Below are 23,574 nucleotides of genomic sequence, written 5' to 3'. Positions count from 1 at the left end.
TTATGTAATGCTTTGATTCTAGCATGAAGGAATCCGATCGAAGTAACACTTATAATCGATATCTAGTTATAGCCAAAAGCTATAGCAAACTTCTAATTTCATATTATTCAAAATTGTTTGCTTCGAAATGATCCAGCAACGCTCGGATTTCATCCGTTGATTTCGTATTCATCAATTGATTTCTTAGTTCGCCTGCGCCTCGGAATCCTTTGACATAGATTTTGAAGAACCGCTGAAGCGCTGAAACAGAGCGAGGTAATGCCTCGATATACTGATCATGCAGATCAAGCTGCAATCTTAAGAGATCAAGATACTCTTTACTACTATGCTCTCTCGGTTCTTTTTCAAAGGCAAACGGATTTTTAAAAATACCACGCCCAATCATCACGCCATCCACACCATATTTTGTGGCAAGCTCCATCCCCATTTGACGGTCAAGAATATCACCGTTAATAGTAAGCAGTGTATTTGGCGCAATTTGATCACGCAACTCTTTTATCTCCGGAATTAGATCCCAGTGTGCATCAACCAGACTCATTTCATCTCTAGTACGTAAATGAATAGAAAGGTTCGCGATATCTTGCTTTAAAATATGTGCTAACCACTCTTTCCACTCTTCTACTTCCTTAAAGCCAAGACGAGTTTTCACACTGACCGGTAGTCCGCCCGCTTTTGCCGCTTGAATAAGTTCTGCCGCAACATCCGGACGAAGAATTAGCCCGCTGCCTTTCCCTCTTTGTGCCACATTCGGAACCGGACAGCCCATGTTAATATCAATCCCTTTAAAACCCATCTCCGCTAGGCCCTTGCTCATCAGGCGGAAATTCTCAGGTTGGTCTCCCCATATATGTGCAACCATTGGCTGTTCATCCTCCGTAAACAATAGGCGTCCCCGAACACTTTTCATTCCTTCTGGATGACAATAGCTCTCTGCGTTGGTGAACTCCGTGAAAAACACATCCGGTCTACCTGCTTTAGCTACCACATGACGAAATACAACATCAGTTACATCTTCCATCGGTGCAAGTACGAAGAACGGTTTTGGTAAATGCTCCCAGAAATTTTCTGCCATATATAAATTCAAATCCTCTCATGATAAGTAAATCGTCAAATCTTCATTTAAAAATGAGAAACGAAATCATTTTAAAGTATACCCTAGCTTTATTCATTTATCATCTTCAAACGAAGTCTTCTTTTTCTTGTAGCTACAGGAAAAAAGCCCCTCAATGTCTTGAGGAGCTTTCAACGATTCGCTCTAAGTTTTGTAGCTCTATCATTTCTTCTCGTAGTACTTACGATGAAGCTCCTTAACCTGCTCTGCAAGCTCGGGAACAGGACCATCAACTGTGATATCGCGAATAACCTCCTGGATCGCAAGATTGCGCACACGAGATGCAGGTATTCCCATTTCATTCAGCCATTGTGCAAATTGGGCCGAAGAACTAGCATACACGATCCGTCCCAAGCCAACCCAGCCGTGGGCCGCAGCACACATCGGGCAGTGTTCACCGGAGGTATATACGGTTGCTTTGCTTCTTTCCTCTGGAGACATATTCTCAGCTGCCCACCGTGCCAAGTAGAATTCTGGGTGCTGGGTATGGTCGCCACCGGCAATATGGTTGTGATCTTCTACAAGTACATTGCCGCTCTCTGAGACAAGGACAGAACCGAATGGCTGATCACCAGCTTCCAGAGCCGTCCTTGCAAGTTCGATACAACGCTTAAGATGCTTCATATCTAAATCATTAATCATGGTATTCACATTCCTTTCTTATTGGCTTGGTTTGCTCTATCTATCATTTATATCACTGCGAACCTCTCAAAACAATTCGATAGATCGATTACTTGTACACTGCTATGATTGTCAGCATCGATTTTCCAAATTATGCAACAACAAAGGCTATAAATCGTATACAATGATAGTATATTGGAACTATTATACATTCGATGGATTGTACCGTATGAAAAAGGAGTGCAAGGGATGGCTATTATTGAAGTAGTTAAGTATGACGGACCTCCTGGCGTATTCGCTTGGCGTTACCCGAATCAGGAATTAGGAACATGGACCCAATTGATTGTTCAAGAATCGCAAGAGGTGATTCTCTTCAAAGAAGGACAAGCTTTGGATTCCTTCTCAGCAGGGCGTCATACATTGAGCACTGCAAATATTCCAATCCTCTCTAACATTATTAATCTTCCTTTTGGCGGCAAGTCTCCATTTACCGCAGAGGTGTGGTTTATAAATAAGCTGAGTTCACTGGATATCAAGTGGGGGACAAGCACTCCTCTACAACTGCAGGACCCGAAATTCAATATTATTGTATCCGTTAGAGCCTTTGGACAATTCGGAATTCAGATCGAAGATCCACGTAAATTCTTACTTAAACTGGTGGGTACACTCCCAACATTCGACCAAGATACATTAATAAAATATTACCGCGGCGTCCTCATGTCTAATATCAATGAAATCATTTCTTCATACATTATCCACAAAAAAATCAGTGTAGTTGAAATTAATGCCTATGCCGCAGAAATATCCAAGCATATTCAAGAGGCTATTACGCCTTCGTTCAGGGAAATGGGTATATCTCTTCTGAATTTTTATATCGACTCGATCAATACTCCTGCCAATGACCCGGCAGCTATGAGAATCAAAGAGGCTTTAGCTAAAAAAGCAGAAATGGACATCATCGGCTATACCTATCAGCAAGAGAGATCCTTTGACACGCTAGAGGGTGCAGCAAAAAATCCAGGAAGTAGCGCAGCCATCATGGGTTCAGGACTTGGCATGGGCATCGGAATGGCAGGCACGATGTACGAAACGGTAAATCAAATATCCGGAAATTTGAGAGCGTCACATAACAATGAATCCCCCATTCTGCAGAGAGCTTGTGATAAGTGCAATACACTCAATTCAGAGAATGCACGATTTTGCTCGGGGTGTGGACAATCTATGCTTACTACATCTTCAGAAAAACCTATCATATGCAGCGATTGTGGCCATCCGATACCCCCTCATGCTAAGTTCTGCGAACATTGTGGCGATCCGCATCTTCCTTGCCCTACTTGTGGAAAGGACTACTCGCTTAACGCAAAGTCATGCTCGTCCTGTGGATCAGAACTGCCGAAGCCTTGTAAAAGTTGTGGTGAGCTACTGGATCCCAAGGCTAAATTCTGCCCAAGCTGCGGCAGTAGCAATGTGCTGAAATGTACAAGCTGTCATCACGAAGTCTTACCAGGACAGAAGTTTTGTATAGAATGTGGCTCAACGGTGTCTTGAATGGGGGGAACAACATTTTGAATGCAGGAACTAGGTTTAAACGTTGGAAACTGCTATTCCTGATTATGATATCCGTGATTACCATAGTCGTAATAGGACTGGTGAGAGGTTGGGGCAGCACGAAACACTGGATATTTGACATGGCTATAGGCTGCTTGGAGCTTGTGGTTCTATGGAGTATATCTCAGGTCATTCGGAAGGGCCATGGGCATCCCCCGTTTCCTTTTCGTATAGCATCTGGGCTAGTCATCTTGTTCTATGCGGTCTTCTGCATTCTAGAGATCACGCTGTTCGGTTCTGTACTCAAGCTGTCACCCAGCTCATATATGGCAGTGCATGTTGTCGCCTTTGTAGGCTGTGCAGTTGTATTCGTTGTCATCGAACGCTTCGGACAATATGCTGCGGCTCTGCATCGTAAAGACTCAGAATTACTGAGCTCCAAGCGAAGAATGAGTGACAGAGCTATCTCTGTGCGTGAGCAAATCCAGAGGATGCCTGAGCTGCCTCAGCAAAAGGAGTTGCTTGCTGAAATCCATGAATTAGAGGAAACTCTTCAATTCAGTGATCCGGTATTGAACGCACCCAGCGATGAAATTAATCAATTAATAGAACAGAAATTCTCACTTCTAGAGGACCAGATGAAGCTGATTATAGAAGTCCCGGCAACTGAAAGACCGAGGTTAATTCAAGAAGCCTTCCTATTGGTCAGAGATATTGACAGAACGGTAAGCGAACGGCGCTGAGCTTAGCTTAGAATGATACGAATATTCATTACAAGGAGAACGAAAAGATGGAAGATCATTTACCTTATAAATCAAAATATTTCACGTTCGACAAGATTATTTTAACACTCACCTTCATATTATATCCCGTCGGTCTCTTGATGCTATTAATCCGTGTACTAGCGACTCATGTTCACCACTCTCGCAGGGGAAGAAATCACCGATTGATCGGATGGCTCTGGGTCTATACTTATGTTTTACTCGAAGGCCTCTTAGTGATTTCTATTGACTTTAACGTCCCTGAGGATGCTCAACTTTTCTGGGAGTCTATCTGGCTATATGGAATCATACTCCTAACACCAGCTATATTTTGTTTCATTATGGGGAGCCGGGCAGATCGCAAATTCAGCCGATTATTACGCCAGTATTTCTACTTTGTAATGAACAAAGGGATCAGTGAGATCGATCATATTGCCGTGGAGACGAAACAATCTCCCAACCACGTCATTCGAGACTTGGATTTTATGATCACAGAGCAGATGCTGCCCTTCGGCCGAATCCAAAATGGCATTCTCGAACTTGAGCCTGAAGGGTACCATGAAGCGTATGATGAGGAAGACGAATACGGTGATGAGGAATATTATGAATATGACATAAGCAAGGATCAGGAGCGCGGACCTATATCCATGGAATGCCCGAGCTGCGGAGCCAGGATCATTGTGAATGCTAACGATGCGAAGGAATGCGACTATTGTGGTAACGTGATTAGTGCATAATATTGCTTCTAAGCGTCACAACAAAATAACCGAAGATGCCTTGAAGTTAGATGGCATCTTCGGTTTATTTATTTTCCAGATGTCACTTCATCATTCAACGAAGCCCTTCATCCTCTATTCTTCGGGCTTAATACATGCACGCCCTTCTCGGAAATATATCCGAATAAAGCACCCAGAATCAATGCTGCAGTGCTACCGCTAAGGTTAAATCCTGTTGCAAAAAATGTAGATGCTCCGATAAATGTCCCGGGTATAAACCCTAGCCATTTGAAATACGACTGCAAGCACATGCCACATGCACCTATCGCTACAGCAACACCGAGACCTAGCGTTTCACCTAAGAACAGAGCGAAAGCACTCGACATTTGCATCATAAGAAAACCCCAGATCACACCGCTAAAATTCGTAATCAACGTGGACTTGAGCCCCTTATTTCCACCACCGACAGCAAAAAAGGTTGACCATCCTAGGAAACCAGCAAAAGTAATCAACTCTAGTGACAGGCTTAGCGCCGCCCAAATCCCCGATAAAATTCCCGTTACCATCCCGATCACGATTAATAATGACATCTGATATCCTCCAACCATTTCAGCATATTTACCAAGTCGAACCACGTATGGTTGGCACTAGCATTAATTATTAGATTTCTCAAACATCACTTTTTTATACCAAGACAGATGCTGCCATAACGGCCAATGCCTGAACTGCCTTCGATAATCGCCATAGTCAAAAACGAAGATCTCCGGCTGTTATTTTCGCCAGAGATCTTCGTTCGTGATGCCAATTTGTGGCTTCATATAAGCGTCTATAAAGCTTGTATCAAATCTGCTTAAATCACTTCAACTTTCTTCTCTCTTCGCACCATGTAGAGAGATAATGCTAACCCTAAGATGAGTACAGCACCGCAAACAATAGACTCTATCCCTATAATTCCTGTTACTTCAACTAAAATATTATCAAAACTGAATAATGTAACAAAGACACTGCGACTTAACGCTACTAGCAAGGCGAAAGCGGGAATTAGCTTCAGGATCAATGTTATCGAATTCTTACTTAACCTTGAAAGCACGAACGCAGCGGCTGCAGCTCCCAAACACAACATATAGAGCAGCACAATATAGACCATGATATATTGGCCGTACGTGATATCAAACCAAAAGGCGACGGATTGACGGTTAAGGAAAGAGGTAAGCCCATTATTCCAAAAGAGCCATGTACCGTTTGAACTGTAAATCGCCCCGAACACTAAAATTAGAGCTGTCGTCAATAAAAATGCCGAAAGGATCACGGCGATAAGCTGCTGCTTCAGAATCCTCCTGCCTTGCTTAGCGGTATACTGTAACAAGTGAACATTTCTGGAACGGTCGGTGACTATAAGCGCCGAAACGAATATCAGCACTGCCAATACCGCCAATATCGCCAGTTCTTTGGTATAGGTGACCGTATTATCGAATACCCATCTATCCATGATGTTTCTATACTCTTCCGTTTCCCGAATTTCCATAATACGAGCAAGCTTTTTTTCGCTTGTGGTTTCTGAAGCTAAGCGATCCAAAATGAATTGGTATTCGTCTAAACGCCCCTCTATAATATTGATAGCTTGCAGATTAAATCCGACAAAGCTACTATCTTCTCCTCTTCCAAACAATGTCCAAATCGCATTCTTCTCCATTTCTGTCATATCTCTTTTTAATCTAATCCTTTCAAAATCCTCATAGGTATGTATCCCAGCTTCAGATAATATTGGCGTGACCTTAATATACGTATCTGCTTTATCAATCAAATCTTCACGGGTTTCTGTAACAAATTCAGAATGCTCTTCAGCCTCCAGTGTCGGACCATACCTCTGCGTCATTTCGACACTATACCCGACTTCCTCGGACATCGAATGCCCATGCGAAAAATAATTTATGTAATATCCCATAAAAATAGAATAAAATAAGACGCAAATCAGCACGATCACTATAAGCATCTTGACGTTCCATATCTTTTTCATCTCATACAAAACAATCCTCATGTCAAATCCCTCTTTCTGAAGTAAATCAAGGCCAATAGGCATAAAGCGATTAATACTATAAGCGATACGCAGAGCCCCAGAGATTCAAAATGAGGCCAAAGAATGTCAGAGTCTCCATCCGTAAACCATAGACTGTGCTTCAGCCACAACCAAACAGGTGAGAGCATAGAATAATATTTGACGTATAAACTTTCAGTCATCGTCTGAGGTATTTGCATCGGGAACACGATAAAAGCCGCATTTATCGCAAGAAAAACCATAAAGCCGATATAGTGATTACGTATAAACACACCTACGCAGATAGCCGTAAGCGATAAGCATACAATTACGCCTGCGCTCATGCCAAGCATGGCCAGAAAATACGTAAAGACATTAAAGCTGTACCATGTCACGAATGGCCTGTGTCCGGCAAAAACATCAAACCGGTAATTAAATACACTTGATACGCTGCTACCCCATATCCCCTTATAATCGTTGAGCAAGAAATAAATGAGAAAAGTACACAAAGCTAAAAGGGCATATACACCGATCCCAGCTGATAGGGACGATGTCATTTTTGTACGTAGAATCCGGCGGCCTACTCTAGTGGAATATACCACCGCTCCTGTCTTTTGGTTATTCTCATATCCCACTGAAAGAAAAACCATAAGGACCGAAATGAGAGCACCTTCCACGATCAGCCATCCTGTTAACCCGTTAAAAAGCTTTTGATGCTGGTTGTAAGTGGACTCCCCAAAGTAAAGCGTCAGACTTTCATCATTCGCGGCCTTTACATCAACAACTTTCTGAAGGGCCAAGTATTTATCCCGTATAGCCTCAGCAAATCTGCCTGTTGCCCCTCCTGCGAGTATATAGCTTTCCCCGATCCCCTTCGTCTCGTAATCCTCAAACACATCGATCACATGGTGAGTATCAGCTCTAAGCTGCTCTAAATACCCTCTCTGTTCGCCGCTTGCCGAGAATTGCGAGAGCTTTTCATTAAAGGATTGTCCCAGAGTATCCCCCGTATCCTTGGATACAGTACCAACAAAATCCGCGTATGGGTCGCCAGAATAACTTGTAACTAAATAAATGTTATACAGCAGACAGACTGCGATAAATCCCCACACCGCCAGGGACGACAGCAGCTTTCTTAGTTCAAGCCAATAAATCAGCATCAGAGCACCTTATCCTGGTAGACATATAAAAAAACATCTTCAAGATTCGTTGTTACACGACGTACTGACTCGCTTGAAAATTCTACATCGCTTGCAAACCGTACAAGTCTTCGTCCATCCTCCTGCCGCTCCGTCAAAGAAAGAAACGGCTGCTTTATCGCTTCGATATCCCATGTTTCAAATATTTTACCGCTTAATGTGTTGCAGATATTGGTGGGGGAATCGCAGCACAACAGCTTGTGGTCTTTGAGCATAATGACATTATTAGCAATGGTTTCGATGTCCGATACGATATGCGTGGACAAAATGACAATTCGATCTTTGGAGAGAGCGGAAATTAAATTGCGGAAGCGCACCCGCTCCTTAGGGTCCAACCCCGCAGTCGGCTCGTCCAGTATCAGAATTTTAGGGTCATTCAGCATAGCCTGAGCGATGCCCACCCGCTGAATCATACCACCCGAAAACTTGCGCATTTTTTTATCAATGACTTCATTCAGCGAAACTAGCCCCAAAAGCTCCTCAACCTTGTGATTAGCAGTGGTTCTGTCAATCCCCTTTAGAGCGGCCAAGTAATGGAGGAACTGACGAGGTGATTGGTTTTTATAGTAGCCAAACTCCTGCGGCAAGTATCCGATAACATCACGATAGCCTTCGTTTAAGCTGACAATATCGCTTCCCTCCCATAAGATTTCTCCTTTTGTAGGGAACAGCAGAGTAGTAAGCAATTTGATGAGCGTGGTTTTGCCCGAACCGTTTGGCGCTAGCAATCCGTACACCCCATTAGTAAACTCTAGTGAGATGTCCTCAAGAGCGGTAAAACTACCAAATTTCTTCGTAACGTGATTAACGGCCAGCATAATATACAACCTCTCTTTTATGGAACTTCATATGTCGTTTTATTTCGACCAGAAAAAAAGCAAACACAATGATAGTGATGAGCAGAATCACGGCAACCGGTATCCGGGCTAAAAACTGATCCCATACCTGGCCGAAAACATTACCCAGAACAAAGCCTAATCCCAACCAAAGTAGAGCAGTAGCCCCATAAATCCATACCCGGTTAAAAAGCCGTAGCGTGACCAGGGTCAAAGCCGCACAAAGAAATAGGGTACAAAAAGAAACTGACAATGCTTTAAGCAAGCTGTAATCCACCGGCGAACGGCTAAAATACAGACTTATCAATGTACAAAACACAGCCCCCAGCAGTGAAAAGCATAGAACACGGAAGGCGGTTATTTGCTGTATCGTATATTTGTAGGTCATTTTGATGGCATACAGTCCTCGAACCCGCTCATTGATTTCGGTAATGCTCACCGCAGCAAGAAAGAAAACCGGAGCAAGTGCGAACAATGCCGCATACGGGTGCTGTTCTGGAAGAGGAAACATCTTAATCCATATCAGAGTGACAGCGAATGTTATCAGGATTGCCGGCCCCGAATCCCAAAATATATATCGGAGTCCCAGAGCGCAATAGAGCTCGTAAATATAGGTCCACAAGCTTTTGGGCTTAGATAAACCTTTCGATAAAACATCTTCAATCGATCTGTTTTTTTCGTATGGAGATGGCTTAATGATATTCATCCTTAAACTCCTCTCTGAGCATTTTCAACAAGCGGTAATATTTCGTTTTCACCGTTGACTCCGGAACCGCAAACAGTGCTGCGATCTGAGAAAAGGTATACTCCCCAAAAAACTTCAACCTGAAAATTTGCTGTATATCCACTTCCAATGTATTGACATAACCTTGCAGCCGCAGTAATAAATCCTTCATTTCTATTTGACGTGCGAACTCGGCTTCGTCAGGGATATCAACATCTTCTACAAGAAGAACAAGCTTGCTTTTTACGGATCGGCTGCGAAGATAATCTATCGTTTTATTAGTCGCAATCCGATACAGCCATGTTCGAAAGCTTGCTTGCTTCCTATCATAATTGGAGATCGATTGCAGCATTGAAATAAAGATCGTTTGGGTTAAGTCCATAGCCGATTGTTTTTCAGAGATTTGCCTAAAAACATAAATGTAAATTTCATCATAATACTCCCGTATCAATATGTCGGCCGCTGCCTTGCTGCCTGTTCTTTGTATTTTGCGTATAAGCCTGATTTCCCCATTCAAGTTCACACCTCCATTTTGTCCTTCAACAGGTATATTCGTTCCGGATCATTGAATAGTTTCAACATAACATTTTTTATATATAAAAACGCCTAGGCTCCCTCAACCGTTGGAAAATAAAAGCCACAAAAAAAAGAAGCAGGAATTCTCCCGCTCCGTTGCTGTATACGCTAATACATCTCAACACAATCCAGTAAACTGTTTGTCATCTACATCCTTCTAATGTCTTGAGTTGTATAACTTCCCTTTATGCATCAACCGTCTTTTTTTCGGCAGCCTGGCAACTGCTTCTGCACTGCAACTAGCATCTACAAATACAAAACTTGCTTCGTCTCCAGTCTTAGGCCACACTGGTTCACCTTCACCATTCAATGGCGTTATTCCTTGTGTAATTAAGCTTAAACTTTCGCGTAACGAGCGTTCACTTGATTTCCCAGTATAGTCGCAAAAATTATGCACTTTTTCCAAAACATCTCCAGGAACATAAGGACTCCAAGAATCAAAAAAACCGTCACAGCCCAAGGCAACTTTAACCCCTTCCTCTCTCAGAATATCAATTGGAATGAGTTCAGAGTTTATAGAAATAGGGATAGTAGACATAATTCCCACATTAAGCACGCTTAATTTTTCGGCAAATTTCTTTTGCATATGAGGTGACAATTTACTTAAACCAAATGCATGACTAAAAGCAGTGGCTCCCTTATAATCTTGTTCTTTCACCATGTCTAGCCATTTATCCATAGTATAGAAACCTACTTGTCCTCGATCATGCAGATGCATGTCGACATCCACATCGTACTCTTTAGCTATATCCATTGTGACTTGTAATGATCTTTCGATGTCTTTATCAATGCCTGCCGGGTCAAGTCCCCCTAGGATTGTTGCACCAGACTCCAATGCTTGTCTTAATAAGTCCGGCATCTCTTCATGAGCTAGCAAGCCATGTTGAGGAAACGCAACAATTTCATATGTTAAATATTGTTCGTAGGCTTTCAGCGCTTTTTTAACGCCTTCTAAATTTCTTAATTTAATAAAAGGATCAATATTCACATGTGTTCGAATATGATTCACACCATTACTCAAGTGCAGTTCAATCATGGCAGATGCTCTTTGTTCCGCTGTTTCAGCAAGTTGCTCTAACTCAGCTGCTTCAAGAGCCAATCTCTCGGATAAATCTTTCACTGGACGGCAAGCCCTCCATCCTAATGAGAGATATGTTTTATCCAAATGATTATGCATTTCTTTTAATGCAGGAAGTGCTAATTTCCCTTTCATATCAATGGCATCTGCATTCGATACATTCTCAGTTGCGGGGATAATCGTCTGAATTACTCCTTCATTTGCAACTTGAATATGAAACAAATCGGTTATTGTTTGAATACTGCCATCTTCATACGTTGTTTCACCAATCTCCAGTCGAACATTACGTAGCCACGTACTCATCGAAATTCCCCCTTTAGCTCTATCTCTTCATCGTGAATTATATTCCCTTTTGAAATTACTTTCGAAATAGGGCATTGTCTGGCAATCAGATGCGCAGAGCTTACTGCATCGACGAGTAGCGCATTAGCCGTATCGCCAACTTTTGGCCATTGCTTCTCGCCAGCGTCATTTAATGGTGTTAATCCGCCTGTAGCATATTTCAAGGATTGTCCAATATGCCATTCATCAATGTAGCCAAAACGTTGTATAAATTGATTTAATTTTCGAATCATATTCCCACTTCCAAAAGGAGACCAGTGATCTATAAGGCTGTCATGTCCAAAAGAAACTTTGATGCCCCGATCATACATATATTTCACAGGAATTGTTATCGGACCTGACCCAATTGGAACCGTCGTTGTCACTCCGACATTATGAGTAGCCATTTGATCTATTAGTTTGTCTAATGATTGTTGGGGCAAGTCTGCAAATGCGAATGCGTGACTGAGGGTTACTTCTTTATTAAAAGATCTTTGTTCGATTTCAGCTAGAATCTGCCCTATTTCAAATTCCCCTAATGTGTTTCGTTCATGTAAATGAATGTCAATTGCTACGTCGTATTTTTCGGCTAATTGAAAAGTCGCTTTTAAAACTTCCCTGCTATTGCGATCTACCAAAGCCGGGTCCACCCCTCCGATATGAGTAGCTCCCATTTGTAATGCTTCTTCAAGGATTGTTAAAAATTCTGGACCGTTACGTAATACACCATGCTGTGGGAATGCAACGATCTCATACGTAATTTGATCTTGATAACTTTCTAAAACACGCTTGGCTATTTCCATATGTTTCGTCTCAATTTGGGGATCAACATTCACATGTGTACGAATATGTGTATGTCCGTTTTTAATATAATGTCGCACCATTGCATGAGCTCTCTCTTCAGCTACATCCAGTTGTTCAGGTAATAAAGTCGCTTCTTCTTTTAAACGAGAAAAAATTCCTTCCGTAGCTAGAGTTGGCGCTTTCCACTCACCACCGAAGTACGTTTTATCAATATGTGTATGCATTTCTTTGAACGAAGGAACGAGTAGTTGGTTTTTGGCATCTACTACTACGGCATCGCTAGATTCGATATTTGGAGCTATTTCAATAAACTTGCCATCTTCAATTAAGACATCAACTATTTTCGTTTCTGTAGCTGTAACAAACGATTGGTCAACCAAATACCCTGTTTCCAAACGCACATTCTTTAATAATAGTGTCAAAGGGATCTCTCCTCTTTTAATTTTTTTTATTGGGGCAAGCTCAAAATTTATAAAAACGCTTACAAATATCCCTAGTGTTGGAAGTAACCAATTTGAGAAACCCAACTACCTTAACATAAAAAAAAGATTAGCTGGGTTCTCTTAGACAATCTTACTTAAACACCTAATTACCCGGTTGTGACCTCTATTCTGCTGTTGAAGGGCGGGAATACGATTGAATGGACTGGATCTTTCCAATCATTAAAACCCAGTTGCAATAACAGTTATGATAATTTCATCTTGTAAGCTTTCGTCAATGACAGCACCGATAATCATATTTGATTTGTCGCCTCCCACAGAAGCAATAATATTTGCAGCTTCTTGTACATCATATAGGCTTAAATTTGTTCCGCCTGTAAGTTTCATCAGTACACCCTGAGCCTCACTTATGGAGGTTTCAGCCCCAAACAATGGACTGGAAATAACCTTTTTTGCAGCTTCAGCAGCACGATTTTCACCTGTTGCGCTACCGATACCGATTAATGCTGAACCTCTATTGGACATGATTGTTTTGACATCAGCAAAGTCAACATTAATTAAACCTGGTACGGTAATGATATCCGAAATTCCCTCGATCGTTTGGCGTAGCACATGATCTGCTTCACGGAACGCTTCAAGCATAGGTGTACTTTTATCGATCATCCCCAACAAACGATCGTTTGGAATAACAATTAAAGTATCTACTGCCTCCTTCATTGAGGCGATTCCAACTTCCGCTTGTGTTGTACGCTTACGACCCTCAAACGTAAAGGGATATGTTACAATGCCAACGGTGAGAATGCCAAGCTCATGGGCAATTTCTGCAATTGCTGGAGCAGCACCTGTGCCTGTACCACCTCCCATTCCGGCTGTGACAATCACCATGTCTGCACCTTTCATTTTCCTCCGGAGCGTTTCATGGCTTTCTTCAGCTGCCATTTTACCTATTTTCGGATTAGCACCTGCTCCTAAACCTTTTGTCAATGTTGTACCGATTTGTATCTTAGTCTCTGCTTGTGATAGTTTGATAGCTTGCATATCTGTATTAACTGCAATAAACTCCACACCCTTTGTCCCATGCTCGATCATACGGTTTACTGTATTATTACCTCCGCCACCCACACCGATTACTTGAATGACAACTGTACTTGTATCAAACTCCATCTCTATCGCTCCCTCTGGTGCTTCCTTATGACCTTTTTCAAATGATCAACTTTAACTTATTTTCAAAGCACTTTTTGTTCTCTATTGTTATTTAAAGAAAAAGGCATTATTAAAGCAGTTCCTTAAAGGAAGCTACTTTAACAATGCCATCATTTAATTATTGTACTCCCCAAGATCTGTAGGATCCAATGCCAAATGGGGAATCTTCATCTATAATTTTAATCTAATGTAACCTGATAAGCAATAAAGCATGTTTTATTTTAGTCTATCGTCGTACATTAACTGAATATGAATGCCGAACGGGTCTTCGATAATGCCGTATGCTTTGCTAAACACATTACTGGATAATGGGACGATAATACGCACCCTTTCATCTGTAGTCAGGCTCTTGTAAAATTGTTCAATTTCTTCTAAGTCTGCACTTTGAATACACAATGAGGTGTTGTTGCCGACTACATATTTTTCTGTGGCATCCATTGGATCTTCTGCCAGCATGACTTTGGTTTTTCCGATGGATAAGACGGAGTGAGTCACAAAATGCTTGTTTTCATCCGTAAGCTGCATCGAGCTATCGCGTTTTGCCATATCTTCATAGGTTACAAGCAACAATTCCTCTGCGTTAAAATGTTTTTTGTAAAAATCGATCGCTTCTTTTGCTTTTCCGTTCATGGACAAGAAAATAGCTACTTCTAGCGTTGAACTCATTGTACCTGTCTCCTTTTTGAATCATAACGTTAGGTCATTTGATGTATACCTTAAGCTTATTATAGAATATAAAGGTATCAACTATTGACACCATTATAAGGGGATTTACGGTGAAGAAATCAGAGCGATTAAATGACATGATTAGATACTTAAATGGCCGGGAGTTCTTTAATTTAAGTGACTTAATGGAACAATACAATATTTCAAAAAGTACAGCCTTGCGTGATATTAGTTCATTAGAGCAATTGGGTATGCCCATCTTTTCTGAACATGGCAGACACGGACGATATGGCATTTTAAAAAACAGATTATTATCGCCAATTCTTTTTACGATGGATGAAGTCTATGCTCTGTATTTTGCCATGTTGACGTTAGAAGCTTATCAATCCACGCCATTTCATTTAAGTGCCAATCAACTAAATAAGAAGTTTGAAAGCTGTCTTTCTAATGAACAAATCAAGCAGATTCACAACATGAAAAAGGTCCTGCAATTTGAGATGTACCAACATCATCATGTGAGTCGTTTTTTAGATAAAATTCTAAAAAGCATTCTTAATGAGAGCAGCTGTAGAATTCAATACGCCAAAAATAATCAAGAAAAAAGTTACCAAGTTCAATTTTTCAAAATTTCCGCCAAGTTTGGTCAATGGTATGCTGCTGGAATAGAGTTAAATTCGAATAAACATAGAGTTTTCAGATGTGACAGAATTACCTTTATAGAAGAAGACGACTTCGATTCTCACTTCTCCCTTGATGAACTCGTGAGTCGTTCATTAGAAATGTACCGTTCTGAGACTAGTATTGACTTTGAAGTCGAGATTCTAGAACAGGCAAAGGATATTTTTTATAAAGAACATTATCCTTCGATGAGGATAGAAAGTGGTAATAAGGCCGTTATCAAGGGTTTTTATAATCCAGGAGAAGAGGATTTTTTAGCCGACTATTTTATGAGATTTGGTCATTATGTTACATCAGTGAAACCTGAATCGTTAAAACAAATGATCCGAGATCGAATAGAGAATCTATCAAATCACTATCAAAAGATGTAACAATCACTATGGTCGGGGGCTAACCTGACTCCATGTTTTTTGTAGCCATTCCGCAAATAACGCTTCCTCCTCAAACTGAGGATAGTGAGCGGATTTTTCGAAAATAACAAATTCCTTCTTAGGCGCTTCTAGTACTTCAAAGTAATCCTTTGCCGCGTTTACAGATGTCATATAATCATATTGTCCCATTACAAAATAAACGGGTAACTCTACTTTATCCACAATGTTTGTAATATCATTGTTCGATTGTTCCTTCAGCAAAATTTCTTGCGATAATGAAACTCCCTTTAAATAGCGAATGACATCCAGCAAATTATACTCCGGATTCAAGAGAAACCCTGTGTAATAATCCCTATTATCATCAATTAATCTAGCGGCTCCCCCATATTTTCGAACCATATCTCTTGGGGTAAGTTGCTCCCTGTTTTCTATTGGACCTCGAAGCTGTTCTAATCGTTCTGCATCCTTTAAGTTACCGGCTAATCTTGCTTGTTCGATAGAATAATTCAAGCTATCCAATTCGCTGTTCCCCTGATCGGCAACCTGCCCGATTCCAACATAAGCAGCAAATTTATCAGGTGCTTTTGCGGCTGCTTTCATCCCGATATAAGTGCCAAAAGAGTGGCCGATCAGCAGCACTTTTTCTTGTCCAAATTCCTTTTCAACATAATCCGTTAATGCCAACAAATCATCTACCAGCAAGTCTGCCGATAATGTAGAGTAGTCCTCAAAAAAGTGATAAGACTTCCCGCTTCCTCGTTGATCATAGTGTACAATGGTAAAGTTTTGTTCAAGCAAATCTTGATATTTGCGTACATAAGGAATTTCAGAACAGCCCGGCCCGCCATGCACAAAGATGACGATCGGATTGCTTCGATCCACTCCCCTAATCATGACTTCATGATCTGTACCATTAATCTCTATCTGTTCTAGAGAACTTATGCTATTGTCTCCTTCAATGGAAGGTGTCCATGTTGGAAAAACCAATCCGATTGCAAGAAGCAAAACAATCATAGATATACTTACTTTTATGATCTTTATGTATTTTTTCTTCAATTTTACGGCTCCTTCATTGGTACCCTTCTAAAAACAGCAAGATATGATGGATTATACCACTTCATTGAAATTTTGATTGCTCAAAAGTTCTTCTACATCAGATAGATATGCCAGCCTTACACATACATGTGGATATCATCTCGCCTTGAGGAATTGAATATCCACCGGATCTCCCATGAATAATCTATTTGAAACAAATCCGCTTTTGCCTTCGTCTGAAAATAAAACCTTTACTAGGAGTGATAGAAATGACTAAAAAATGGCTGGGTTTTTTAGCGCTTATGTTGCTGATGCTTGCTGCTGTCGGCTGCAGTAAGCAGAATACCGTAAACAGAGAGACAGGGAATTCATCTGAACTTCTTGGTCGCTTGGAACGTTCACTGCAAGCCCAAGGCTTCACCCTTGGAAATAAAGGTAAGCAGTCCGGCGATATGCTCGCCGATGTATATCCGGTTAAGTACACAATCAAATTAGATGATCAGAATGAAGATTTCATCTTAGTGTATGTCTACAAATCCGCAGACGAAGCACGCCAAGCTACGACAGATCAACATTATACCATTACAACCCTAACCAACTTCCGGAATTACATTAACGGTGATCTATTGCTGGTCCATTTTGCCACCGATGGGGATCTGGAGAAGTATAAAGAGCAACTAGATGAAGCCTTAAAACAATTACGATAAATATTTGATAGCGATTTAGCCTAGACAACAACTGCCCTAGATTATCCACAATCAAAAAAATATATAGTTACAATAAAAAACCACCAATTAAAACGCAAATGCGTTTCAATTGATGGTTAAATAAACTTACTTTATTATATAGTTTTGCTGCTCGCATTCCCTAGATCATCTTTTTTAAGCATTAGCATGACAATAAAGGAAATACAATATAAGCCTGCTAAGTAGAGCATCGCAACTTTCATATCATAATTTTGTAGAATATAGCCGACAAGTATTGGTGAAAAACCGCCTATAGCTCGACCAAAGTTAAAGATTGTATTGGTTGCCGTACTTCGAATTTGAACGGGATATAGACTACCAATCAACGCTCCATATCCGGCGAACATTCCATTGGAGAAGAATCCGACAATTGCACCACCTATGAGTACACCTATACTACCCGTCGCATAAGAGTATAAAAACACTGCACATGCAGAGGCGATCAGGAAGAGGCCAAAGGAACGCTTCGCACCAAATCGATCTAAGAAAAGTCCAAAGGTTAACATACCAACAATCATGCCAACGGCAGTACTAATTGTCCAAATAGCCGAGCCTGAAACCGATAAACCTTGTGACTTTTGCAACATCGATGGTAGCCAAATCATTAATCCGTTATAACCGGCAATTTGAACAGTTGCCATGATGATTAAAGAAATTGTTGTAATCGCTGTCCGTGGCGTTTCAAACAATTGTGTTAGCTTACTCTTTTCAGCTTTATTACTAGCCTTTTTATCTTTCTGAGCAGCGAGCCACTCAGGTGATTCATCCAAATTCTTCCTTACGATAAAGGCGAAAATAACAGGTACTATACCCACAAAGAACAATGCTCTCCATCCTAAAGTAGGAAGAATGATCGCACTTAGTAATGCTGCTAGAATAACACCATATTGCGCACCTACACTGACATATGAAGACGCACGCCCTTGTTTGTTTTTCGGCCAAGCTTCTGCAACAAGCGCCATACCTATTCCATATTCTCCTCCGGCACCGATTCCTGCGATAAATCTGAATAGATATACTTGTTCAATGCTGGTAGCAAGTCCTGTTAAAGCTGTACCAATTGCAAACAAGATGACGGTGTAGGTAAAGACCCTAACCCTACCAAACTTATCTGCTAAAATTCCGAAAATAATTCCTCCTAATAGCATCCCTACATTCGTTAAAGAAGAAATAAGTCCTCCAGTCGCTAAATCAATGTTAAATTCTGAAATAATCATTGTCATCGCAAATGAGATAAACATGATGTCCATGCCTTCTAATGTTAAACCAGCTACCGATGCGACCACGGTTTTTTTACGATAATCCATTCTACGATCCTCCAAGTATGTTCTAGATGAAATGATTCTCTTTTTTTACGAATGAATGGATGTACCTGTAAAAAACCAATTTTCCATTCTCCTTTTCAGCCTCACTGGACTTCCTTTAAAAGAGATACGTTAGTTGTGTTATCACAGCTAACGTGCAAAATAAAATGCCCTTTCGTCAGATAGACAAAAGGGCATGAATAAACAAAGATATTAATTAGATAATAGCTTCACATATCAAGTATCCCTTGTCAGCCTCTCTGGACTGTATTAAAGGTTAATTTGTTCCAAAAGGTATCTTAGCAAAGTTATTCATATTTCTCAATAAGAATTTTATAAAGGTTCTTTTATTAGGTCTTAGATGATGTGAGCTCTAGTACTATCCTCTAAGCCTTGTTACTACAAATAACAGTACAATAATTCCGAGTAAAATCAGCCAGCTTACGGGGTGACCGAAATTTAATCCCCAGCCGACTCCGAACCTTTTCTCAACCATTAGATTTGGATCCTTACGATTGAAATAAATCATACCTAATAGCCATTTATCATCATCATGGACAGGTCTGACACTCGAGTGATCCGCAGATCGCTCCAAGAGGCTTCCGCCCTGGCCAGCCCAGAACGATAAGGCGAAGGCGTATAGGATGATAAAAGCTATTATGATTAGGACCATGGGGATAGCGAAATTGATATTAAGCAGAGATATCATGTTTAGTTGCACGACGAAAAGCAGGATAACTACAAGGAAGCTCGCTGTAATCATAAAACATGACCAAGCACGGCGGAAAGTTACGTCTTGTCTGATGGAACGGTTCGGATTAGTGGGTTGAACCTGCTGCTTCACTCTGCGAATACTCCAATTCTCAAATAAGAACACAAGTGTTATGAACACTTGGATTAGCGTAGGCATAAACACAGAACTATAGGACTTATCTGCATAGCGGTCTACATGCCAACTGCTGTTGTAGTGGATCGGGATCTGAGCAGGAATCAAATCGTAGTTGGTTAGCACAGTTACAATACTAACAACAATAAATACAACATGAATGAGGAACCAGTTACTAGACAAGCCAATGTTTCTTTTCCGAAAACCAGTGTCCACTGCGATGATCGATGGTTCCGGAGCAATAGGCAGCATAGGTAGTAAACTTTTCATTTTGAAATGATAGCTAATGTTTATGACTAGGGAGATTACGACCATCACGAGGGAATAAGCGACAATGATCCAACTTTGTTGCTTGGAATGTTCATCACCATATATTAGACAGATGATACAAACAATAAATAGGATGGTATGTAAGATAGCACTAATCCTTGCATATGACTTCCGCATCTGGCGCAGAGGCTCACTGTGGAACTGTAAAGCGCTGATGGTGACCCCAAAACTAATCGTCTCTCTTGTTAAATAAGGCATAGTTACCATGAGTACAATGGTAGGTACAAATACAAATATCATTATTATAACAGGCATTATCGTCAGATCATTCGCCTCCTCATATATCTAAGTGTGTATACAATTAATTATATTGATTTTAGTGACTACATGGGTGAAATTAACATTAATCCAGATCTATTCGCTACGCAGAGCTAGATCTGAATTGTGGTAAGTACATCTTATATAAAAAAAGAAAGGCTTGATGGATCTGGGTTGTCCCCTTTCTCCATTCATCCCTTCCCCGATTTCATAACGTCTATATTCGATTTTTGGGGTTTATTTATTGGTTACAACATCTCTTACCAACACCGCTACACTCTCCACATGCACCGATTGCCAGTCGGGTTCTCGCTCTGCCATGTTCCAGGACGAGCTTGCAGTGACGCCTACAGCTTCAATTTCCGAGTGAAAAACTTTAAGGATTTATCCGTACAGGTTATTGATAATTCGGCTAACATCAGTTTTTTGGCATCCTCAATAGACACATAGTCCTGAGTGCCTTTCACCGAGTTTAACCATAATTCTGATGTCTGGTAACACATGCTGCTCCAACCAGCATCATTTTCACTTTGCTTTGCTGCTCCAGTGATGACTACATCTCCATTATTTTGAAGCTCAACAAGTGATTTTTCATACTCTTTTTTGTCCTCTTTTGCATTTAACCCCGCTTCTTTCCGTAAATTCCGTGAATCCATGTTTCCATGCTCCATCAAAACTTTATAGAGATGAAAAGCCGTTCTGGAAATATGACCATCGCTATATCTTTCTTCAACCGTTTTGTTCAATGTAACTATAGTTTTGAATAAGGGAAATAAATCTTTATGAATAAAACATGCCTTATCACCGAAGAATTTTCCATAAGCTGCAACATCGTCTTGAACGATCATGACTCGCCATTGCCAAGGATCGGTATCGGTTCCTGTGTGCCAATGATCGTCTGCCGTCACATCTGTTAGTGATGGGTATTCAGGAACAAAGCCTGAAAAGGGTAGAATCTTATAGTTCTCAACCAACTCTACAAATTCCCTATAATTTAATACTTCCATTGTCTGCAACACCTTTTATTCTATTGGAATTTCGTGATACAGCTCGATTAAGTTTCCTGCGGGATCTCTGAAATTAACGCTTCTTATCCCATATTGTCTAGAAATCGGCTCCGACATCAAGTTGACTTTCTCCTTCAGTTCAAGAAATGCCTTGTCTACATCATTCACCTGAAAGACAATTACTACCCGATCATTAAAATGATCGTTTACTGAATAAGAACAGTCGATCGCATCAGCCATGGATTTTCTATCATAAAGAGCGAGTGTGGTATTACCTGTATTGAAATCAGCATATTTGCCCTCTTCTGTTCCCCAAATGGGCTCAAATCCCATCACATCCCGGTAAAAAACAAAACATTCCTTAAAGCAATCCACGAGCAAGCGAGTATGGGTTAACTCCATTGCTAATCTCCCCTCGACCTTAATCAATATGACAATTCAATACTTAAACTTATTCAATGTATAGAGGTTTTTTCCTCTTTTTTGGATTTTTCGCAAGCCTGCTATAATGAAAAATAAGAAAAGAGGCTGATCCTCACGGACAAGCTCTTTTCTTCATCACGGAGCCAAGTGATCGAACCCTCTGAACCTTTGACTGCCGGCACTCTCACAGCTACGCTAAGTCTTCTACTAACTGCACTTCAAATACATCGTGACCTTACCATGTTTGAACATTACTGTTACATTGCAACTGTTCCTTATGTTCAGTTTTATAAACCCGTGCTAAAACAAAGTCATCAAACCCGCATGTGACAAGTAGACAGTGACAACAACCATATACGTGTCCAAAGGAATGTGTTTGCTCTTTTAAAAATAGACCACAAAATAAAACATAAACTTGTTAGCCATCTAAGCCCACACAAAGCGTGGCACAACTTAAGACGCGATTGTTAATAATCTGATTGCTGTTGTTAGGTCCATCTCTTCTAAAGATTTAAGTCGTAAATCATATGATTCAAAGGGTAATTCACTTGTTAATTTATTAGGAACAATAATACAATACATTCCTGCGGCTTTCGCCGCTTTAGCACCATTAGGTGAATCCTCTAATGCAATTGCATTTATAGGTTTAACACAGAAGTAATCTAAAACTTGTAGGTAAAGGTCAGGAGCAGGCTTAACATTTATTGCATCCTCGTGAGTTCTTATACATGAAAAATATTGTGTAAGCCCTAATTCATCAAGATTTGGCATAACCCAATCTCGCGGTGCGCTAGAAGCTAATCCAATTTTAATTCCTAACCTCTTGGCTTCATTTAAATAGTTTTCAACACCTGGGAGAGTCATTTGATGAATAATTAACTTATCATATTTTTCCCTTCTTAGTCTTCTAAGCATTTCTCTGTCTAATGTTTTTCCGATGCTTTGTTGTAAAAATTCATAAGGGTCAAAAGATTTATAATGACCACCTATTCTAGAACAGTATAAATCTAATGGCAACTCAATTCCGTAATCCAAAAGTAACTCTTGAAATGAATAAAACTCAAACGTTTCGGTATCTCTGATTAAGCCGTCAAAATCAAAAACTACTGCTTCAATCATAGTATCCCCCCTATTAGTAACCAATGCTTCACCACAACACCGATGCACCACTTTAATATGATAAAATTACGTGGGATTATGTGTCAATATCCCCTTTTAGAATGAGTCCCGTGGGCTTACAATTATTTAAAGACAAATTTGATACGTGGCGTACAAGGGTTAGCTTGACCAAGATAGCCAAATCCGTTTCATTTGGCACTGGGTGGGGGTCTAAATGAGTATCCTTTACAAGCCAATTGGAGCAAAGTTAAAAAGCCACCCTCATTAAAGGTGGCACGCCATTTATAAGCCCCTAAACATCCCCTCAATAGCTTCTCAAACAGTCTCGGTTACTTGTGTATTACTTCTTGCTCTCTCCGATTGATTTCGCGGTAAAGTGAGCCCTTACTTACACCTGTCATTTCCTCAATTTATGTTACCGTAAATTCTCCATTCTCATGTAACTTGATTGCTTTGTCTAGCTTCTTCTTATCCGTCATATAGAGAAGAACGTCCAAGGACTTATTACCCTCTTCTCTAATCAGGCTCTTACCCTTGAACTGTTTACTGCCCAAAATCAAACTAATCAAAATGAACTGCAAACACTTACCAAACGTAAGGCCGAACTAGAATCAATTCTCGAAACGCAAAAAGACACGGAAGAACAACTCCGTGCCTTTCAGAAACAAATCTCGTTGTTTGCACAACTTGACATTAATAACGAGCAGGTACTAAAAGCAGCTGCTTCATCAGGTTATTCAAAAGATAGAAGTCCATCAGGACGACTCTATCAAGATTC

The 23,574-nt window shown here is 40.6% G+C and carries 23 protein-coding genes and 1 pseudogene; 5 read left to right on the top strand and 19 right to left on the bottom strand.

Annotated features, from left to right (window positions below; genetic code table 11):
- Nucleotides 1-103: 103 nt before the first annotated feature.
- Both ACK8P5_RS04660 and ACK8P5_RS04655 read right to left on the bottom strand, forming a co-directional pair.
- Entirely contained in the window at nucleotides 104-1,072 is a 969-nt protein-coding gene (locus tag ACK8P5_RS04660; RefSeq protein WP_422659819.1) for a tRNA dihydrouridine synthase, read from the bottom strand.
- Between the two features lie 201 nt (nucleotides 1,073-1,273).
- Nucleotides 1,274-1,753 (bottom strand): nucleoside deaminase, encoded by a 480-nt coding sequence (locus ACK8P5_RS04655; protein WP_422659818.1) that lies wholly within the window; start codon nucleotides 1,751-1,753, stop codon nucleotides 1,274-1,276.
- Nucleotides 1,754-1,981: 228 nt separating this feature from the next.
- On the opposite strand from ACK8P5_RS04655, the gene ACK8P5_RS04650 reads away from it, so the two are divergent.
- Genes ACK8P5_RS04650 through ACK8P5_RS04640 form a run of 3 tightly spaced genes read left to right on the top strand, consistent with a single transcriptional unit; the run spans nucleotide 1,982 to nucleotide 4,778 of the window.
- Nucleotides 1,982-3,280 (top strand): SPFH domain-containing protein, encoded by a 1,299-nt coding sequence (locus tag ACK8P5_RS04650; RefSeq protein WP_422659817.1) that lies wholly within the window; start codon nucleotides 1,982-1,984, stop codon nucleotides 3,278-3,280.
- A 17-nt stretch (nucleotides 3,281-3,297) separates the two neighbouring features.
- Nucleotides 3,298-4,023, top strand: a complete 726-nt coding sequence (locus ACK8P5_RS04645) for a hypothetical protein (RefSeq protein WP_422659816.1) — start codon at nucleotides 3,298-3,300, stop codon at nucleotides 4,021-4,023.
- A 47-nt stretch (nucleotides 4,024-4,070) separates the two neighbouring features.
- On the top strand, nucleotides 4,071-4,778 hold the full coding sequence (locus tag ACK8P5_RS04640; RefSeq protein WP_422659815.1) for a hypothetical protein: 708 nt from the start codon (nucleotides 4,071-4,073) through the stop codon (nucleotides 4,776-4,778).
- Between the two features lie 107 nt (nucleotides 4,779-4,885).
- Here the strand turns inward: ACK8P5_RS04640 and ACK8P5_RS04635 are convergent, their stop codons facing one another.
- The 10 genes and pseudogenes from ACK8P5_RS04635 to ACK8P5_RS04590 form a co-directional block, all read right to left on the bottom strand.
- Nucleotides 4,886-5,347, bottom strand: a complete 462-nt coding sequence (locus ACK8P5_RS04635) for a DUF1097 domain-containing protein (RefSeq protein ID WP_422659814.1) — start codon at nucleotides 5,345-5,347, stop codon at nucleotides 4,886-4,888.
- A gap of 260 nt (nucleotides 5,348-5,607) precedes the next feature.
- Entirely contained in the window at nucleotides 5,608-6,774 is a 1,167-nt protein-coding gene (locus ACK8P5_RS04630) for a hypothetical protein (RefSeq protein WP_422659813.1), read from the bottom strand.
- A gap of 17 nt (nucleotides 6,775-6,791) precedes the next feature.
- The gene (locus tag ACK8P5_RS04625) at nucleotides 6,792-7,952 is read right to left on the bottom strand and encodes a hypothetical protein (protein WP_422659812.1); all 1,161 of its coding nucleotides are present in this window, start codon (nucleotides 7,950-7,952) and stop codon (nucleotides 6,792-6,794) included.
- Nucleotides 7,952-8,809, bottom strand: coding sequence for an ATP-binding cassette domain-containing protein (locus ACK8P5_RS04620; RefSeq protein ID WP_422659811.1), 858 nt, complete (start codon nucleotides 8,807-8,809; stop codon nucleotides 7,952-7,954). The genes ACK8P5_RS04625 and ACK8P5_RS04620 overlap by 1 nt, the downstream gene beginning before the upstream one ends.
- Nucleotides 8,796-9,533, bottom strand: a complete 738-nt coding sequence (locus ACK8P5_RS04615) for a hypothetical protein (protein ID WP_422659810.1) — start codon at nucleotides 9,531-9,533, stop codon at nucleotides 8,796-8,798. Before ACK8P5_RS04615 ends, ACK8P5_RS04620 begins: the two co-directional genes overlap by 14 nt.
- Nucleotides 9,520-10,068, bottom strand: a complete 549-nt coding sequence (locus tag ACK8P5_RS04610) for an RNA polymerase sigma factor (protein ID WP_422659809.1) — start codon at nucleotides 10,066-10,068, stop codon at nucleotides 9,520-9,522. The genes ACK8P5_RS04615 and ACK8P5_RS04610 overlap by 14 nt, the downstream gene beginning before the upstream one ends.
- Nucleotides 10,069-10,284: 216 nt before the next feature.
- Nucleotides 10,285-11,508 carry an amidohydrolase gene (locus tag ACK8P5_RS04605; protein WP_422659808.1) on the bottom strand — a complete coding sequence of 408 codons (1,224 nt, stop codon included), beginning with the start codon at nucleotides 11,506-11,508 and terminating at the stop codon, nucleotides 10,285-10,287.
- Nucleotides 11,505-12,752 (bottom strand): amidohydrolase, encoded by a 1,248-nt coding sequence (locus tag ACK8P5_RS04600; protein ID WP_422659807.1) that lies wholly within the window; start codon nucleotides 12,750-12,752, stop codon nucleotides 11,505-11,507. The genes ACK8P5_RS04605 and ACK8P5_RS04600 overlap by 4 nt, the downstream gene beginning before the upstream one ends.
- A gap of 243 nt (nucleotides 12,753-12,995) precedes the next feature.
- Nucleotides 12,996-13,934: pseudogene (ftsZ, locus tag ACK8P5_RS04595) on the bottom strand (cell division protein FtsZ); the annotation flags it as partial.
- 255 nt (nucleotides 13,935-14,189) lie between these two features.
- The gene (locus ACK8P5_RS04590; RefSeq protein WP_422659806.1) at nucleotides 14,190-14,639 is read right to left on the bottom strand and encodes a VOC family protein; all 450 of its coding nucleotides are present in this window, start codon (nucleotides 14,637-14,639) and stop codon (nucleotides 14,190-14,192) included.
- Between the two features lie 110 nt (nucleotides 14,640-14,749).
- On the opposite strand from ACK8P5_RS04590, the gene ACK8P5_RS04585 reads away from it, so the two are divergent.
- Complete coding sequence (locus ACK8P5_RS04585; protein WP_422659805.1) at nucleotides 14,750-15,688, top strand: helix-turn-helix transcriptional regulator; 939 nt, start codon at nucleotides 14,750-14,752, stop codon at nucleotides 15,686-15,688.
- A 6-nt stretch (nucleotides 15,689-15,694) separates the two neighbouring features.
- Here ACK8P5_RS04585 and ACK8P5_RS04580 read toward each other — a convergent pair whose 3' ends face one another.
- A complete protein-coding gene (locus ACK8P5_RS04580) occupies nucleotides 15,695-16,702 on the bottom strand; it encodes an alpha/beta fold hydrolase (RefSeq protein WP_422661371.1) in 1,008 nt (335 codons plus the stop codon).
- Nucleotides 16,703-16,992: 290 nt separating this feature from the next.
- Between ACK8P5_RS04580 and ACK8P5_RS04575 the strand changes: the two genes are divergently transcribed.
- A complete protein-coding gene (locus tag ACK8P5_RS04575; protein ID WP_422659804.1) occupies nucleotides 16,993-17,430 on the top strand; it encodes a hypothetical protein in 438 nt (145 codons plus the stop codon).
- 134 nt (nucleotides 17,431-17,564) lie between these two features.
- Here the strand turns inward: ACK8P5_RS04575 and ACK8P5_RS04570 are convergent, their stop codons facing one another.
- The 6 genes from ACK8P5_RS04570 to ACK8P5_RS04545 all read right to left on the bottom strand — a co-directional run bounded on the left by ACK8P5_RS04570 (nucleotide 17,565) and on the right by ACK8P5_RS04545 (nucleotide 23,350).
- The gene (locus ACK8P5_RS04570; protein ID WP_422659803.1) at nucleotides 17,565-18,776 is read right to left on the bottom strand and encodes an MFS transporter; all 1,212 of its coding nucleotides are present in this window, start codon (nucleotides 18,774-18,776) and stop codon (nucleotides 17,565-17,567) included.
- A 376-nt stretch (nucleotides 18,777-19,152) separates the two neighbouring features.
- Nucleotides 19,153-20,229 carry a DUF1648 domain-containing protein gene (locus ACK8P5_RS04565; protein WP_422659802.1) on the bottom strand — a complete coding sequence of 359 codons (1,077 nt, stop codon included), beginning with the start codon at nucleotides 20,227-20,229 and terminating at the stop codon, nucleotides 19,153-19,155.
- Between the two features lie 365 nt (nucleotides 20,230-20,594).
- Nucleotides 20,595-21,254, bottom strand: coding sequence for an AlkZ-related protein (locus ACK8P5_RS04560; protein ID WP_422659801.1), 660 nt, complete (start codon nucleotides 21,252-21,254; stop codon nucleotides 20,595-20,597).
- 15 nt (nucleotides 21,255-21,269) lie between these two features.
- Nucleotides 21,270-21,656, bottom strand: a complete 387-nt coding sequence (locus tag ACK8P5_RS04555) for a VOC family protein (RefSeq protein ID WP_422659800.1) — start codon at nucleotides 21,654-21,656, stop codon at nucleotides 21,270-21,272.
- 474 nt (nucleotides 21,657-22,130) lie between these two features.
- A complete protein-coding gene (locus ACK8P5_RS04550) occupies nucleotides 22,131-22,796 on the bottom strand; it encodes an HAD-IA family hydrolase (protein WP_422659799.1) in 666 nt (221 codons plus the stop codon).
- Nucleotides 22,797-23,206: 410 nt separating this feature from the next.
- Complete coding sequence (locus ACK8P5_RS04545; protein WP_422659798.1) at nucleotides 23,207-23,350, bottom strand: hypothetical protein; 144 nt, start codon at nucleotides 23,348-23,350, stop codon at nucleotides 23,207-23,209.
- Nucleotides 23,351-23,574 lie beyond the last annotated feature (224 nt).

The organism is Paenibacillus sp. EC2-1, from assembly GCF_049311625.1.
Taxonomy (GTDB): domain Bacteria; phylum Bacillota; class Bacilli; order Paenibacillales; family Paenibacillaceae; genus Paenibacillus_AQ.
The sequence above is the reverse complement of the archived record's forward strand: the minus strand, read 5'-3'. Positions and strand labels throughout refer to the sequence as shown.